The organism is Candidatus Methylopumilus rimovensis (assembly GCF_006364615.1).
In the GTDB taxonomy this organism is placed as follows: Bacteria; Pseudomonadota; Gammaproteobacteria; order Burkholderiales; family Methylophilaceae; genus Methylopumilus; species Methylopumilus rimovensis.
The window spans coordinates 449,034-464,890 of sequence record NZ_CP040986.1 but is presented as its reverse complement, the minus strand read 5'-3'; the positions used below and the strand labels follow the sequence as shown (position 1 = coordinate 464,890).

Annotated in this window: 8 protein-coding genes, 1 tRNA gene and 2 rRNA genes; 4 read left to right on the top strand and 7 right to left on the bottom strand. The window is 42.2% G+C overall.

The window, feature by feature from the left end; all coding sequences use genetic code 11:
- Nucleotides 1-81: 81 nt before the first annotated feature.
- The 3 genes from FIT61_RS02420 to FIT61_RS02410 all read right to left on the bottom strand — a co-directional run bounded on the left by FIT61_RS02420 (nt 82) and on the right by FIT61_RS02410 (nt 2,949).
- Nucleotides 82-1,227, bottom strand: coding sequence for an outer membrane beta-barrel protein (locus FIT61_RS02420; protein ID WP_139882988.1), 1,146 nt, complete (start codon nt 1,225-1,227; stop codon nt 82-84).
- A gap of 179 nt (nt 1,228-1,406) precedes the next feature.
- A tRNA-Arg gene (locus tag FIT61_RS02415) sits at nt 1,407-1,482 on the bottom strand.
- 12 nt (nt 1,483-1,494) lie between these two features.
- Entirely contained in the window at nt 1,495-2,949 is a 1,455-nt protein-coding gene (locus FIT61_RS02410; RefSeq protein ID WP_139882986.1) for a M17 family metallopeptidase, read from the bottom strand.
- A gap of 250 nt (nt 2,950-3,199) precedes the next feature.
- Here FIT61_RS02410 and aceE point away from each other — a divergent pair, with 250 nt between their 5' ends.
- Genes aceE through lpdA form a run of 3 tightly spaced genes read left to right on the top strand, consistent with a single transcriptional unit; the run spans nt 3,200 to nt 8,963 of the window.
- Nucleotides 3,200-5,854 (top strand): pyruvate dehydrogenase (acetyl-transferring), homodimeric type, encoded by a 2,655-nt coding sequence (gene aceE / locus FIT61_RS02405; RefSeq protein WP_139882984.1) that lies wholly within the window; start codon nt 3,200-3,202, stop codon nt 5,852-5,854.
- 2 nt (nt 5,855-5,856) lie between these two features.
- Nucleotides 5,857-7,176 carry a dihydrolipoyllysine-residue acetyltransferase gene (gene aceF, locus FIT61_RS02400; RefSeq protein WP_139882983.1) on the top strand — a complete coding sequence of 440 codons (1,320 nt, stop codon included), beginning with the start codon at nt 5,857-5,859 and terminating at the stop codon, nt 7,174-7,176.
- A 5-nt stretch (nt 7,177-7,181) separates the two neighbouring features.
- The gene (lpdA, locus tag FIT61_RS02395; RefSeq protein ID WP_139882981.1) at nt 7,182-8,963 is read left to right on the top strand and encodes a dihydrolipoyl dehydrogenase; all 1,782 of its coding nucleotides are present in this window, start codon (nt 7,182-7,184) and stop codon (nt 8,961-8,963) included.
- 8 nt (nt 8,964-8,971) lie between these two features.
- Here lpdA and FIT61_RS02390 read toward each other — a convergent pair whose 3' ends face one another.
- Together FIT61_RS02390 and FIT61_RS02385 are read right to left on the bottom strand one after the other, a co-directional pair.
- A complete protein-coding gene (locus tag FIT61_RS02390; RefSeq protein ID WP_139882980.1) occupies nt 8,972-9,712 on the bottom strand; it encodes a type III pantothenate kinase in 741 nt (246 codons plus the stop codon).
- 2 nt (nt 9,713-9,714) lie between these two features.
- Nucleotides 9,715-10,707, bottom strand: coding sequence for a biotin--[acetyl-CoA-carboxylase] ligase (locus FIT61_RS02385; RefSeq protein ID WP_139882978.1), 993 nt, complete (start codon nt 10,705-10,707; stop codon nt 9,715-9,717).
- Between the two features lie 116 nt (nt 10,708-10,823).
- Between FIT61_RS02385 and FIT61_RS02380 the strand changes: the two genes are divergently transcribed.
- Nucleotides 10,824-12,593, top strand: a complete 1,770-nt coding sequence (locus FIT61_RS02380) for a glutamine--tRNA ligase/YqeY domain fusion protein (protein WP_139882977.1) — start codon at nt 10,824-10,826, stop codon at nt 12,591-12,593.
- A 70-nt stretch (nt 12,594-12,663) separates the two neighbouring features.
- Here the strand turns inward: FIT61_RS02380 and rrf are convergent.
- Together rrf and FIT61_RS02370 are read right to left on the bottom strand one after the other, a co-directional pair.
- Nucleotides 12,664-12,777 (bottom strand): 5S ribosomal RNA (gene rrf, locus FIT61_RS02375).
- Between the two features lie 143 nt (nt 12,778-12,920).
- Nucleotides 12,921-15,801: ribosomal RNA gene (locus tag FIT61_RS02370) — 23S ribosomal RNA — on the bottom strand.
- Nucleotides 15,802-15,857 lie beyond the last annotated feature (56 nt).

The window sequence follows — 15,857 nt, the reverse complement described above, 5'->3', positions numbered from 1 at the left end:
TTGTGACTTACATATCATGAATCTATTACACAACATTGTGGGATTGATATAAAGATAAATTTAATGGAATAAAGAGATGGATCAAAATTCCAAAGCGAGCAATGTGGTGAGTAGCAAATTATCATGAGACTGATGTGTAGCTTCATATGAATCATCGCCTGAAACATTAATCTTTTTTAACTCAATGCGATACATGATGGATGTATTCGGACGAAAATCTATATTGCTAGAGAAAGCGCTCGCCCTAAAGCCACGATCGCCAACTCTTTGAATCATGACTTCCTTAGGATCCTGATAGGCTTCAAGTCTTGCTGTCATTGACCACTCCGGATTCCATTGATATCGCGCCTGAATCAATGGAGCGTGCCAAACGTAATAGCGACTACTCGACTTTTCTGCTTGCTCGGCGCCAATATCCCAAGCCAATTGCATTTGTAATTGTTCGGTCATAGGAATTTGCATATTGAAATGATGAAAGTAGCGCATTTTTCTATCATGATCGGGCGTGTCACTGCCAATAAAAGAACTGCTGTTAATCAATATGCCTGAGGGGGACTGATAACTAATTAAATGTCCGATAGCAGGCAAAGTGTTATCAGCTTGGCGACGGATTCTTTGCCACCCATTCAGCACTAAACCAGCGACAGTCCAACGCTGGTCTTGACTGGTAAAACTTAATTTAGCCCCGGTTTCAAAGTAAGGCGTATTGTCTGCCATCAAGCTACGCGTAAGGGCCCAATTCTCATTGCCTTTCGCAGTTTCTAAACCAATATGTGAGGGAAGAACACCCATATCAAGCCACCATTGTTGATGATCGGACAAACGAAAACCAATATTAGCCTGATATAAATTGTTGAGTACGCCAGACTCTTTAGCATAGTTGGCGCGCATAAAAGTACCAGAAGCGATACCTAAGTTGGCACGAACGGCGTCACTTGAATACTTGGCTTGGATGAGACCCAGATTGATATTTAACTGCTCTGTTTGCTGATAGCTATAGACATAGTTTGGAAGATCGCCATCATTGTGACGGGGATTCACATAATAGCTCTCTAGATAACCACTTAACTTTAAGTTAGACGAGGATTTAAGTGATTCTTTATCAATATCTGCATGACTCGGTAGGGTAAAAATAAGAAATATGGCTGCACAAAAACTTACTACAGAATCTCTTTGTTTTTGAGGCATACCTTCAGTATCTATAATCGTGACAATACTGTAAGTCACTGATTATCTTTTTTTGTAAAACTTCATTAAAGCTTTAATACCTTTGATAACAAAAAAAATTAAGAGGCCTACATTGATCAAGTAAAAAATAATAATAGAAATATCTATCAAATTAATCTTTGATATCCATTCTAAAAAGTCTTCTGTGATTTGCATAAAAAAATTCTACCTTCAAAGAGTGGCGCCCTCGACACGAATCGAACGTGTGACCCTCCCCTTAGGAGGGGGATGCTCTATCCACTGAGCTACGAGGGCAAAATTTTAAAATTACTTCTGTAAATATTTTTTCAAAACTTGAATACCAAAATTGACACCAAATCCATTCACTTCACTTAATGCGGCACCAAGACCACCCTTTCGATTGCTTGATGAAAGATCAGTATGTAGCCACGGTACATTTTTTTCAATAAAACGATTTAAGAAACGTGCGGCATGAATGTGATCTGCACCACCTTCAAGCGTGCATTGTTTGATATCAGCAATACCGCTTTCCAAATCTTCTTCATAATCTTCATCGAATGGAAATGCAGCAATACGTTCGCCTGAATCACTGCCAGCACCGACGGCCAAACAAGATAACTCAGCGCGATTTGAAATGACGCCACTGTAACGATCACCCAATGCTGTTGCCATACTTCCGGTGAGTGTTGCAAAGTCCATCATCATGTCAGGTTTCAATCGAGATGCTAAGGTTAGTGTATCTGCTAAGACCATACGCCCTTCTGCATCGGTATGAATAATTTCAATGGTAGTACCATTAAGAGATTTCACCACATCATTTTGTTTATAAGCTTTAGGTCCAATATGATTTTGTGCAATCGCTAACCAGCAATCAATTTGAATAGGTAATTTTAAAAGAGTTGCAGTTAATAAAATACCAAGAGAGACTGCGGAACCATTCATGTCTTCGTGCATGCCATGCATATAGCGTGCAGGTTTTAGATTATGTCCGCCTGTGTCAAAACAAATACCTTTACCAATAACTGCAATCGTTTTTTTAATGTGCTTAGGTTTGTATGTAAGATGCACAATCGCTGCATCTTGCGGCTCAGAGCCTTGGCCTACCGCCACAAAAGAACCTGCGCCCATCTTTTTTAATTTCGTCATATCAAACTCTTCCATTTTCCAGCCGTTTGATTTTGCGAGTGATTTAATTTTTGTGCGGTATATGGAAGGTGTGAGCTCATTGGGTGGCAACATGGTGAGTTCACGTGTCAAAGTATTGCCACTGACAATCGCGACTTCTTCAATGAATTTGTCTTTTATCTCAATCCCAAATAATTCAATTGATTTGATATTTTTTTTAAGATTTTCTTTCTTTCGACTCGGTAAGGTTTGACTATTCATGAGTGCCACATAAATAGCAGCGCGCGCATTGAGCTCTTTTAAATCTTCGCTACCCAATACTGCGATGGTGAACATGTCAGGGTTTTCTGAAAGTAAAGGTTGCAGTGCTTTTCGTATTGCAGTGTGGCGTTGAAACGTATTATTTTTTTTATCTAAAAGTACAAAACTTAACAAATGCCCGTTCTGAGTCTCCATAGTGACAGGTGATTTAGCCAAGCTCTCCCTTTTTTTATGGGTACGCTTGAGTTTCCGATCAAGCTCCTTATGAAACGGAAATGTTTTTAAGGTTGCGCTATCCAACACAAAAAGATGATGACTCCCTTTGATGTTTTTTTCTGTCGCTAAACCTCTTTTTTGTACAATTTGAATCGCCATAAGCTTTAATCCTTAAATGAACGTCCTATTAAAAAATATCAATAAAATCAATAGAATATTACTTTTTTTCACACTTTCAACTTACTTTTTTACTTGACCCAAAGCCTTAAAAACGCCAAACTTAAAGGTATATGAGTTCATTCAACGCGTTATCACTCACAAAATTTAAAACCCCTTTAGGCACTAGGTAAATAAAGCACTTATTATACCGTTAGCGTCCTTAATAAAAATTCTGGAGTTATATTAAAACATGGCATCTATACCCGATATCGACAATCAAGAAACGCAAGAGTGGCTTGACGCTCTTAATGCCGTCATTGAAACGGAAGGTGTAGAACGCGCTCATTTCTTGATTGAATCTATGATTGATCAAGCGCGTCGATCTGGGGCTAATTTGCCATACAACGCGACTACCGCTTACCTTAACACCATACCGACTCACCTCCAGCAACGCCATCCAGGTAACCCTGATATGGAACGTCGTATCCGTGCACTCATTCGATGGAATGCAGTCATGACAGTATTGCGTGCGAATGAAAAGTCACCAGGTGTCGGGGGTCACATTGCAAGCTTCCAATCGGCAGCGACTTTATATGACGTAGGCTTCAATCATTTTTTTAGAGCAGCGAATGATAAATTCCAAGGGGATCTTGTCTATTTCCAAGGTCACTCATCCCCTGGTGTGTATGCAAGAGCTTATCTAGAAGGCCGTATCAACGAAGAGCAACTTTCTAATTTCCGTATGGAAACAGGGGGCAAGGGATTATCGAGCTACCCTCACCCATGGCTTATGCCTGATTTCTGGCAGTTCCCCACGGTATCGATGGGCTTAGGTCCCATCATGGGCATCTACCAAGCGCGATTCTTAAAGTACTTACACGATCGCGGTATTGCAGATACATCAGATCGTAAAGTCTGGGTCTTCTGTGGTGATGGTGAAATGGACGAGCCTGAATCATTGGGTGCGATTTCATTAGCGTCACGTGAAAAACTCGATAACCTCATTTTTGTGGTGAACTGTAACCTACAACGTCTCGATGGCCCTGTGCGTGGTAACGGCAAAATTATTCAAGAACTTGAATCTGATTTTAGAGGTTCAGGTTGGAATGTGATTAAAGTGATTTGGGGTTCTTACTGGGATCCTTTAATCGCGATGGATAAAACAGGCTTACTTAAAAAACGTATGGAAGAATGTGTGGATGGTGAATACCAAAACTTTAAAGCGAAAGGTGGTGCCTACACACGCGAACATTTCTTTGGTAAATATCCAGAATTAAAAGAGATGGTAGCGGCCATGTCAGATCAAGATATCTGGCGTTTAAATCGTGGTGGGCATGATCCTCATAAAGTATATGCAGCATATGCCGCAGCGACATCACATAAGGGCCAACCTTCCGTCGTGTTGGCAAAAACGGTCAAAGGTTACGGCATGGGTGATGCAGGTGAGGGACAAAATATTACGCACCAACAAAAGAGCATGGACATTAGTTCTTTAAAAGCTTTCCGTGATCGTTTTGATTTACAAATTACGGATGAGGAAGTTGAAAAATTATCTTTCCATAAACCTGCACCTGATTCACCTGAAATTAAATACATGATGGAAAGACGTGAAGCACTCGGTGGTTTTGTACCACAACGTAAACGTAAAGGTAATGCACTTAAAACACCACCGCTTTCAACGTTCGAAAATATGTTAACCGCAACAGGGGAACGTGAGATCTCAACGACGATGGCGTTTGTGCGTATCTTATCAACGCTTGTACGTGACAAAGAGCTCGGTAAATATGTTGTACCTATTGTGCCCGATGAAGCGCGCACCTTTGGTATGGAGGGTATGTTTAGGCAGCTTGGTATTTATTCTTCCGTCGGTCAATTGTATGAACCGCAAGATTCAGATCAAGTGATGTTCTATAAAGAACAACGAGACGGTCAGATTCTAGAAGAAGGTATTAATGAAGCAGGCTCATTTTCATCCTGGGTAGCAGCAGCCACTTCCTATACCGTCAACGGCATTCAAATGATTCCGTTTTATATTTTCTATTCCATGTTTGGTTTCCAACGCATTGGTGACCTTGCATGGGCAGCAGGTGATTCCCGTGCACGCGGATTCTTACTCGGCGCTACTGCAGGTCGCACCACATTAAATGGTGAAGGCTTGCAACACGAAGATGGTCACAGCCAACTGATGGCAGCGATGATTCCTAATTGCGTTTCCTATGACCCCACCTTCTCATACGAACTTGCTGTGATTATGCAAGACGGTTTAAAACGTATGGTTGAAAATCAAGAGGATGTGTTCTATTACATTACCCTCATGAATGAAAATTATAGCCACCCTGAAATGCCTAAAGGGGTTGAGGCAGATATCATCAAGGGTATGTATCCATTCTCCACTTCAAAAATCAAGGGTGAGAAAGTACAGCTCATGGGAAGTGGTGTCATTCTTCGTGAAGTGATTGAAGCACAAAAAATCTTAGAAAATGATTATGGTGTTTCAGCGGATGTATGGAGCGTCACAAGCTTTAACGAACTTCGTAAAGATGCATTAGAGATAGATCGTTGGAATCGAATGAATCCTGATAAGCCGCAAAAAGAATCCCATATTACAAAACTTCTTAAAAAAGCAGAAGGTCCTATCATTGCATCGACTGATTATATGAAATCATTCGCAGAACAAATCGCTGTCTTCTTGCCACATACATTTGTAGCTTTAGGTACCGATGGTTTTGGACGTTCTGATTCAAGAGAAAATTTACGTCAGTTCTTTGAAGTCGATCGTCATTATGTCGTGGTCGCCACACTTAAAGCATTAAGTGATGAAGGTAAGATCAAATCATCTATCGTGACTGATGCAATTAAGAAATTTAAACTTGATCCTAATAAACCTAATCCGGTGACTCAGTAAATATGGCTATTGAAAAAATACTCGTACCCGATATAGGTAACTTCGACAGTGTCGATGTGATTGAAGTCATTGCGAAGGTCGGCGACTCGATTAAAAAAGATGATCCATTGATCACACTCGAATCCGATAAAGCATCGATGGATATTCCAGCACCAAATAGTGGTGTGGTGAAAGAAATTCTTTTAAAAGTGGGTGACAAAATAAAACAGGGCTCACCTATTTTGATGCTTGATATTGTGGAGTCTGACAAAAAATCAGAAGCAAAAGAAGAAATAAAAGAAACTAAAAAAGAAGAGGCTCCGAAAGCTTTGATTCCTGAACCCACACGTCCAGCGCCTGAGCCTCCGCAAAAAATTAAGCCACAGCAAACACCAGCCCCTATAGGGGATAGCGTCGTGGTAGCACCTAATAAAAAATCACACGCGAGTCCTTCGGTCAGAAAATTTGCGCGTGAGCTTGGTGTTAATTTGGCATTCGTTCAAGGGTCGGGTCCTAAAAATCGCATTCTTGAATCTGATGTACAAAGTTATGTGAAAGGTGAGTTGGCAAGACCTCGCACAGACAATATGGGTAACGCACCGACCGTGATGCCTATGCCTGTGATTGACTTTAGTCAGTACGGTGAGATCGAAACTAAACCACTCTCAAAAATTAAAAAACTATCAGGTGCCAATCTTCATCGCAATTGGGTGACGGCACCGCACGTGACCCAATTTGATGAAGCAGATATTACTGATCTCGAAGCATTCAGAAAATCGATGCAATTAGATGCTGAGAAAAAAGGCGTGAAACTTACCCTGCTCGCTTTCCTCATGAAGGCATCTGTGAATGCACTTAAAACTTATCCTAACTTTAATGCTTCACTATCCGCCAATGGAGATGAACTCATTTTAAAAAGTTATTACAACATCGGTTTTGCATGTGATACACCGGATGGTTTAGTGGTCCCTGTCGTCCGTGATGTTCACCAAAAAGATGTGCTCGATATTGCAAAAGATTTAGGTGAACTTTCTGCGAAAGCACGTGAACGCAAACTTAAATTAGAAGAGATGCAAGGTGGGTGCTTTACGATTTCAAGTCTGGGTGGCATTGGTGGTACTAAATTTACACCGATTATTAATTGTCCTGAAGTGGCCATTCTTGGTATATCGAGATCATCCATGGAACCTATCTATGATCCTAAAACAAAAACATTTGAAGCAAGACTTATCTTGCCACTCTCACTCTCATATGATCACCGTGTGATTGATGGTGCCGATGGTGCCCGCTTTACAAGTCACTTACGCATGATGTTATCTGACGTGAGACGACTCCTTCTCTAGTTCTTATGGCTAATACTTTTCAAATCACGGTACCTGATATCGGTAACTTCGATAGCGTTGAAGTCATCGATGTAATTGTTAAGGTTGGCGACATCATTAAAAAAGAAGATTCACTCATTACGGTTGAATCTGATAAAGCATCGATGGATATTCCATCCACACATGAAGGTAAAGTGACAAGCATTGATTTAAAAGTCGGCGACAAAGTAAAACAGGGTTCGAATATCCTTGTCATCGAATTAAATGAATCCAATGCAAAACCGCAAAAAGCTGAAACTAAAAATGAGATGAAGTCTGAAGTAAAGGCAGACATCAAAAAAGAATCCCCTCCTAAAATAACTTCACAAGCAGTCACAAAAAAATCGGATGCTGTATCGACACACGAAACTGAGCTCGTTGTTTTAGGCTCAGGCCCTGGTGGCTATACCGCTGCATTCCGTGCTGCTGACTTAGGTAAGAAAGTGATTCTCATTGAGAGATACGACACCTTGGGTGGTGTATGTCTTAATGTCGGTTGCATTCCATCCAAGGCACTTCTACACACCGCTAAAGTGATCACAGAGGCTGAAGAAACAGCAGCCCATGGTGTCTCTTTTGGCGAACCCTATATTGACCTAGAAAAAATTCGTCACTGGAAAGCCAATGATGTCGTCGGTAAATTGACGCAAGGTTTAAGTGCGATGGCAAAACAAAGACAAGTGACCGTGATTCAAGGTGTCGGTGAATTTACAGCATCGCATCAAATCAAAGTGACAAAAGCGGATGGCCAAACTGAAACGATAGGTTTTGAACACTGCATTATTGCAGCCGGTTCTCAATCCACAAAATTCCCAGGTGTGAAGGATGATCCTCGTATTATGGATTCGACGGGTGCATTGGAACTAAAAGACATTCCAAAACGTTTCCTCATTGTGGGTGGTGGCATCATTGGTTTAGAAATGGGTACCGTTTACGACGCTCTTGGAAGTAAAGTCAGTGTCGTTGAATTATCAGATGGTCTCATCCAAGGATGTGATCGTGATTTAGTGCGTCCATTACAAAAACGTATGGAGCAGCGCTTCGAAAAAATTATGCTCAATACCAAAGTCACATCGATTGAAGCAAAAGCTGACGGCATTCATGTCGGCTTTGAAAGCGAAGGTAAATCAGAATCTCAAATGTATGACCGCGTCCTCATTGCAATTGGGAGACGTCCAAATGGTAAAGCCATTAAAGCAGAACTCGCAGGGGTCACTGTCACGGACCAAGGATTTATTCCGGTCAATAAACAAATGCGAACGAATGTGTCGCACATCTTTGCGATTGGCGATATTGTAGGTCAACCGATGTTAGCTCACAAAGCAACGCACGAAGGTAAGGTGGCAGCGGAAGTCATTGCGGGACATAAAGTTGAATTCCAAGCGCTTACCATTCCATCTGTCGCGTATACCGATCCTGAAGTCGCATGGGCAGGTATCACTGAATTAGAAGCGAAACAAAAAAATATTGACATTGAAAAGGCAAGTTTCCCATGGGCCGCGAGTGGTCGCGCGCTATCTAATAATCGAAGCGAAGGGACCACTAAACTTATTTTTGATAAAGAAACACATCGATTGATTGGTGCAGGTATTACCGGTGTGAATGCAGGCGAACTTATTTCTGAAACAGTACTAGCCATTGAAATGGGTGCTGACGCACACGACCTTGGTTTAACGATTCATCCACATCCAACACTCTCTGAAACTGTGTGCTTCGCAGCAGAAGTTAAAGAAGGTACCATCACTGATCTTTATATTAAAAAACGCTAAAACGTTTTTTAATGCTTCGCTAGAACAAAAAGTCCATCGAGCACTAAATCTTTTCTAATGATGGTGTGACTCTTTAAATCTTCACTTAAATGCTGATAAATATACTCAGCATCCCCGCCACTTAAAATAATCTTTACATCTTTAGACTTCGACCATGCTAAATCAAAGAGAGATTTAACATTACCTAAAACGCTTAAAATAAATCCAGATTGAATCGCATTGGCTGTATTGGTGGCTGGTACTTGAAATACACCCTCATCATTTTTTAAACGCGCTGTATTTTGAGATAAAACCTTTTTTGTAAGATGAAGTCCTGGGAGGATCACACCACCTTCAAATGTATATTGATGCTCTTTTTTATCAAAACTCAGATAATCAATCGTCACCGCAGTCCCCACCGAGACAATCACGGTAGCTTTTTCTATGCTATTAGATACACTCAATGCAGATAGCCAACGATCAACACCAAGGGATGAGCTATCTTCATAGATATTCAAAAGATGTTTCCATTTTTTTGGTGTCTCCACAAACTCAACAGGGCATGAAAATTTTTTAAGTTTAATTTTTAATATCGCTTCTTTTTCAAAGCCAGCGACATTTGAAATGAATATTTTTTGGATCTTGTCACTCAACAAGAAGTGATCTTGATCGATATCTTCTGTTAAAAATGAATCCTCTTGATAGACTTTTCCTTGGTCACGAAGCATCCATTTTGTTTTTGTATTACCTATATCAATCAGTAGAAACATGTTTATGCTTTTCTTAATGTAATTTCACCCGATGAGAATGTTTCAATACCACTGGATGGGTTTTCAATCATAAGCGCACCATCATCAGTGACACCTTGTGCTAAACCTGTCACAGATCTGCCATCTCCGAGAGACAAGGTCACAATCTGGTGCTGGTAAACGTGATAGCTCATCCACTCTTCTTTTAAAGATGCAAACTTAGATGTATTAAATTGGCCTAATACGTCCGCCAAATCCTTTAAGATCTGGCCCAATAATACATTAGGATCAATATCCTCCACACTTATACTTTTTAAATCAATCGCCGGCTGATCTATTTGACTTAAACTTTTTTTAGATAGCTTTAAATTAATACCAATACCAATCACAGCAGTACTCTGCCCTTCCATATCACCTTGAAGCTCAATCAAAATACCCGCTAGTTTTTTATACTGCGATCCATCTTGAATCAATACATCGTTCGGCCATTTTAATTGTGCGCTCAATACACCAAAGCGATGAAGGCTTCGAATGATCGCGACCCCTACAGCCAAACTTAAGCCTGAAAGAGTCGCCGCTCCTCCGTTAAATCGCCAGAGGAGTGAAAACGTTAAGCTTTCACCTAAAGCTGATTGCCATGATCTGCCTCGTCTACCTCTACCCTTGGTTTGAATATGGGTCGCCGCAACCGATGCATGGGGATGTCCTAAAGAAGCTTTTTCCATCAAATAACTATTCGTGGACTCCATCACATCGAAAATCTCTAGATGAAACCAATGATGAATTTCCCCCATCACCTGCTCAATGGTGGACTTTTTCAAAAGCATAATAGGCTGAATGAGTTTGTAACCTCGTCCACGGACAGAATAAATTTCTACACCGAACTCCTCTGCTTTTTTAATGGCATTCCAGACAGACACACGAGAGATGTCGAATGTTTGCGCAATCGATTCACCGGAGTGAAATTTGCCATCAGACAGAACGTCTAACACTTTAAAGACGAGGTTATGTTGCATTGAGTATTAGATTAAAAATCAAAAGTTGATCTTATCATAGCGGATCTTTTTTAGCTTTAAGATCAAGGGATTGGGGCTAGAGAAGCCATCATTTCAGTGTAGAATATCGTTCTATTATGTCAGACCATAAAACAATAACTCAGGCACCTTCCAACTTTATCCGTGGCGTCATTGAGCGCGATTTAGCGAATAAAAGTTTTGAGGGTAAAACATGGGCAGGTTCGCCTGGTGACGCCTCACATCATGAAAAAGCACCGATGGATGAAGCTAAAATCAGAACGCGATTTCCCCCTGAGCCTAATGGCTATCTTCATATAGGGCACGCAAAGAGTATTTTCTTAAACTTTGGATTAGCTAAAGATTATGACGGCATTTGTCATTTACGTTTTGATGACACCAATCCTGAAAAAGAAAATCAAGAATATGTCGATAGTATTAAAAGCAATGTGTCATGGTTAGGTTTCTCATGGGAACAAAATAAAACTTCTCATCTTTATTTTGCGAGTAACTATTTCGACTTTATGTATCAAGCGGCTGAATCGCTTATTCAATCGGGTCACGCTTATGTCGACAAACAAACACCTGATGAAATTCGTATCAATCGCGGCACCCTCACTGAGCCAGGTAAAAATTCTCCGTGGCGAGATAAATCCATAGAAGAACATCTCACATGGTTCCGTGAAATGCGTGATGGCAAATATCCTGATGGATCGATGATCTTACGTGCCAAAATTGATATGGCTTCCCCCAATATTAATCTGCGCGATCCTGCCATCTATCGCATTAAACGTGCACACCATCACAACACGGGTGATACATGGTGTATTTATCCGATGTATACCTTTGCGCATCCTATTGAAGATGCCTTAGAAAAAATTACGCATTCTATTTGTACATTAGAATTTGAAGATCAACGCCCATTCTATGATTGGATTTTAGATCGCCTCATTGAGAATGGATTGCTTTCAAAACCTCAGCCACGTCAGTATGAATTCGCAAGGCTTAATTTAACCTACGCTGTACTTTCAAAAAGAAAGTTGATTGAACTCGTTGAAGATAAACATGTGACCGGCTGGGATGATCCAAGACTTCCGACGTTAGAAGGTGCCCGTCGTCGTGGTTACACACCTGAAGGCTTTAAACTATTTACCGATCGCATTGGTGTCTCCAAAGCCGATTCATGGATTGACTATGCAACGCTCGAAGAGTCTATGCGTGAAGTTTTAAATGTCTCTTGCGAGAGACGCATTGCAGTTTTAGATCCGATTGAACTTGAAATTACAAACTACCCAGAAAATTTTGAGGAAGATTGTTTTGCACCTAATCATCCATTAAAACCTGAATTAGAAAAGCGTATCGTTAAATTATCTAAGTCGCTTTGGATTGAACGCGAAGATTTTATGGAAGAGCCTTCAAAACAATTCTTCAGATTATATCCAGGTAATATGGTACGTCTCAGATATGGCTATGTAGTGAAGTGCACGTCTTTTGAAAAAGATGCAAATGGTAAGGTCACAAAAGTATTATGCGAATATTTGCCTGACACAAAATCAGGCACCCCTGGAAGTGATAGCGTGAAGGTCAAAGGCAACATTCATTGGGTGTCTAAAAAACATTGTTATCACGGAACAATTCGTTTGTACGACAAACTTTTTAGCGCAGAACATCCTGGCAGTCATTATACTAACTATCTAGAACAGCTCAATCCTAATTCATGCGTCACTATTGAAGCAGAATTAGAAAAAAGTTTAGAATCAATTCAACCAGGTGAGCAATTTCAATTTGAACGTCATGGCTATTTCGTTGCAGATGTAAAAGATTCAAAACCGAATCAACCTATTTTCAATCGAACAGCAACACTCAAAGATACATCACAAAAAATTTAATTTCAAAAGTTACAGACAATAAAAAAACCCTAAGCTCAATTCTGAGGTTAGGGTTTTTTAATTATAAGAAGCTTGGCAGTGACCTACTTTCGCATGCAAAAAGCATACTATCATTGGCGATAAGTCGTTTCACTGTCCTGTTCGGGATGGGAAGGAGTGGTTCCAACTCTCTATGTCCGCCAAGCAAACTGGCTGAGATACTGATCAAAGATCAATGTCTCGAATTCGGACAAAATATGAAGAAGTAAAGTTATTGTGTGTTTTGATTACAAAGTCAGCTTTAAAAAAATCTTATAAACCCTTAAAAAGAACAAGTCTTAAGGTTATAGGATCAAGCCTCACGAGCAATTAGTATCGGTTAGCTTAACGTATTACTACGCTTCCACACCCGACCTATCAACGTCCTGGTCTTGAACGACTCTTTAGTGTGCTTAAAGCACAGGGAAGTATCATCTCGAGGCGAGTTTCGCGCTTAGATGCTTTCAGCGCTTATCTCTTCCAGATTTAGCTACCCGGCTATGCCATTGGCATGACAACCGGTCCACCAGAGATCTGTCCACTCCGGTCCTCTCGTACTAGGAGCAGCCCCCCTCAAACTTCCAACGCCCACGGCAGATAGGGACCAAACTGTCTCACGACGTTTTAAACCCAGCTCACGTACCACTTTAAATGGCGAACAGCCATACCCTTGGGACCGGCTACAGCCCCAGGATGTGATGAGCCGACATCGAGGTGCCAAACTCCCCCGTCGATATGAACTCTTGGGAGGAATCAGCCTGTTATCCCCAGAGTACCTTTTATCCGTTGAGCGATGGCCCTTCCATACAGAACCACCGGATCACTATGACCTGCTTTCGCACCTGCTCGACCTGTCCGTCTCGCAGTCAAGCAACCTTATGCCATTGCACTATCAGTACGATTTCCGACCGTACCTAGGTTACCTTCGCACTCCTCCGTTACTCTTTGGGAGGAGACCGCCCCAGTCAAACTGCCCACCATACACGGTCCCCAACCCCGTTTCGGGGTCTAGGTTAGAACCTCAACAACATCAGGGTGGTATTTCAAGGTTGACTCCACACGATCTAGCGACCGCGCTTCAACGTCTCCCACCTATCCTACACAGATCTTGTCAAAGTCCAATGTAAAGCTACAGTAAAGGTTCATGGGGTCTTTCCGTCTAGCCGCGGGTAGATTGCATCTTCACAAACATTTCAACTTCGCTGAGTCCCAAGAGGAGACAGTGTGGCCATCGTTACGCCATTCGTGCGGGTCGGAACTTACCCGACAAGGAATTTCGCTACCTTAGGACCGTTATAGTTACGGCCGCCGTTTACCGGGGCTTCAATCAAGAGCTTGCACCCCATCATTTAACCTTCCGGCACCGGGCAGGCGTCACACCGTATACGTCCACTTTCGTGTTTGCACAGTGCTGTGTTTTTATTAAACAGTCGCAGCCACCTTTTCACTGCAACCCCATCGGCCTTCGCAAGTAAATTGCTACAACCTACCGGGGCGCACCTTCTCCCGAAGTTACGGTGCTAGTTTGCCGAGTTCCTTCTCCTGGGTTCTCTCAAGCGCCTTAGAATTCTCATCCTGCCCACCTGTGTCGGTTTGCGGTACGGTCTCAACTTAACTGAAGCTTAGTGGCTTTTCTTGGAAGCATGGTATCAGTCACTTCATGAGCAAGCTCACTCGTTATCACGCCTTGACATTGACTCTCCGGATTTGCCTAAAGAATCTGTCTACACGCTTGAACCGGGACATCCAACACCCGGCTGACTTAACCTTCTCCGTCCCCACATCGCATTAAATTGAGGTACAGGAATATTAACCTGTTTCCCATCGACTACGCATTTCTGCCTCGCCTTAGGGGCCGACTCACCCTGCACCGATGAACGTTGTGCAGGAAACCTTGGGCTTTCGGCGAGAGTGCTTTTCACACTCTTTATCGCTACTCATGTCAGCATTCGCACTTCTGATACCTCCAGCATCCTTCACAAGACACCTTCGCAGGCTTACAGAACGCTCTCCTACCGCGCATATAAATATGCACCCGAAGCTTCGGTTACGTGCTTAGCCCCGTTACATCTTCCGCGCAGGACGACTCGACTAGTGAGCTATTACGCTTTCTTTAAAGGGTGGCTGCTTCTAAGCCAACCTCCTAGCTGTCTATGCCTTCCCACTTCGTTTTCCACTTAGCACGTCATTTGGGACCTTAGCTGTCGGTCTGGGTTGTTTCCCTCTTGTCCACGGACGTTAGCACCCATGGACTGTCTCCCGTAATTACATTTCTCAGTATTCGGAGTTTGCAATAGTTTGGTAAGGTCTTATGACCCCCCTAGCTATAACAGTGCTCTACCCCCGAGAATGATATACGAGGTACTACCTAAATAGTTTTCGGAGAGAACCAGCTATCTCCAAGTTTGTTTAGCCTTTCACCCCTATCCACAGCTCATCCCCAAATTTTTCAACATTTGTGGGTTCGGACCTCCAGTACGTGTTACCGCACCTTCATCCTGGCCATGGATAGATCACTTGGTTTCGGGTCTACACCCAGCAACTGAATCGCCCTATTAGGACTCGCTTTCGCTGCGCCTCCCCTATCGGTTAAGCTTGCTACTGAATGTAAGTCGCTGACCCATTATACAAAAGGTACGCAGTCACCCTTGCGGGCTCCCACTGTTTGTATGCATACGGTTTCAGGATCTATTTCACTCCCCTTCCGGGGTTCTTTTTACCTTTCCCTCACGGTACTAGTTCACTATCGGTCGATTACGAGTATTTAGCCTTGGAGGATGGTCCCCCCATATTCAGACAGGATTTCACGTGTCCCGCCCTACTTGTCGTTATCCTAGTTCCACACACGGGTTTTCGTATAAGGGGCTATCACCCTCTATGGCCGGACTTTCCATTCCGTTCTACTAACACGTGTGCTAAAAATAACAGGCTGCTCCGATTTCGCTCGCCACTACTATCGGAATCTCGGTTGATTTCTTTTCCTCGAGTTACTTAGATGTTTCAGTTCACTCGGTTCGCCTCTTGTCTCCTATATATTCAGAGATAGATACCCTTGCGGGTGGGTTTCCCCATTCGGACACTTCCGGATCAAAGCTTGTTTGCCAGCTCCCCGAAAATTTTCGTAGACTACCACGTCCTTCATCGCCTGTAATCGCCAAGGCATCCGCCATATGCACTTATTCACTTGACCCTATAACATTAAAACCTGAGCCCTTTTAAACTCAAATTTTGGTGACGCATGAGACG

Bases quoted from the DNA above. Each gene is read 5' to 3' on its own strand.
- FIT61_RS02410 (WP_139882986.1), bottom strand. From the start codon at position 2,949: ATGGCGATTCAAATTGTACAAAAAAGAGGTTTAGCGACAGAAAAAAAC.
- aceE (WP_139882984.1), top strand. From the start codon at position 3,200: ATGGCATCTATACCCGATATCGACAATCAAGAAACGCAAGAGTGGCTT.
- aceF (WP_139882983.1), top strand. From the start codon at position 5,857: ATGGCTATTGAAAAAATACTCGTACCCGATATAGGTAACTTCGACAGT.
- lpdA (WP_139882981.1), top strand. From the start codon at position 7,182: ATGGCTAATACTTTTCAAATCACGGTACCTGATATCGGTAACTTCGAT.
- FIT61_RS02390 (WP_139882980.1), bottom strand. From the start codon at position 9,712: ATGTTTCTACTGATTGATATAGGTAATACAAAAACAAAATGGATGCTT.
- FIT61_RS02385 (WP_139882978.1), bottom strand. From the start codon at position 10,707: ATGCAACATAACCTCGTCTTTAAAGTGTTAGACGTTCTGTCTGATGGC.
- FIT61_RS02380 (WP_139882977.1), top strand. From the start codon at position 10,824: ATGTCAGACCATAAAACAATAACTCAGGCACCTTCCAACTTTATCCGT.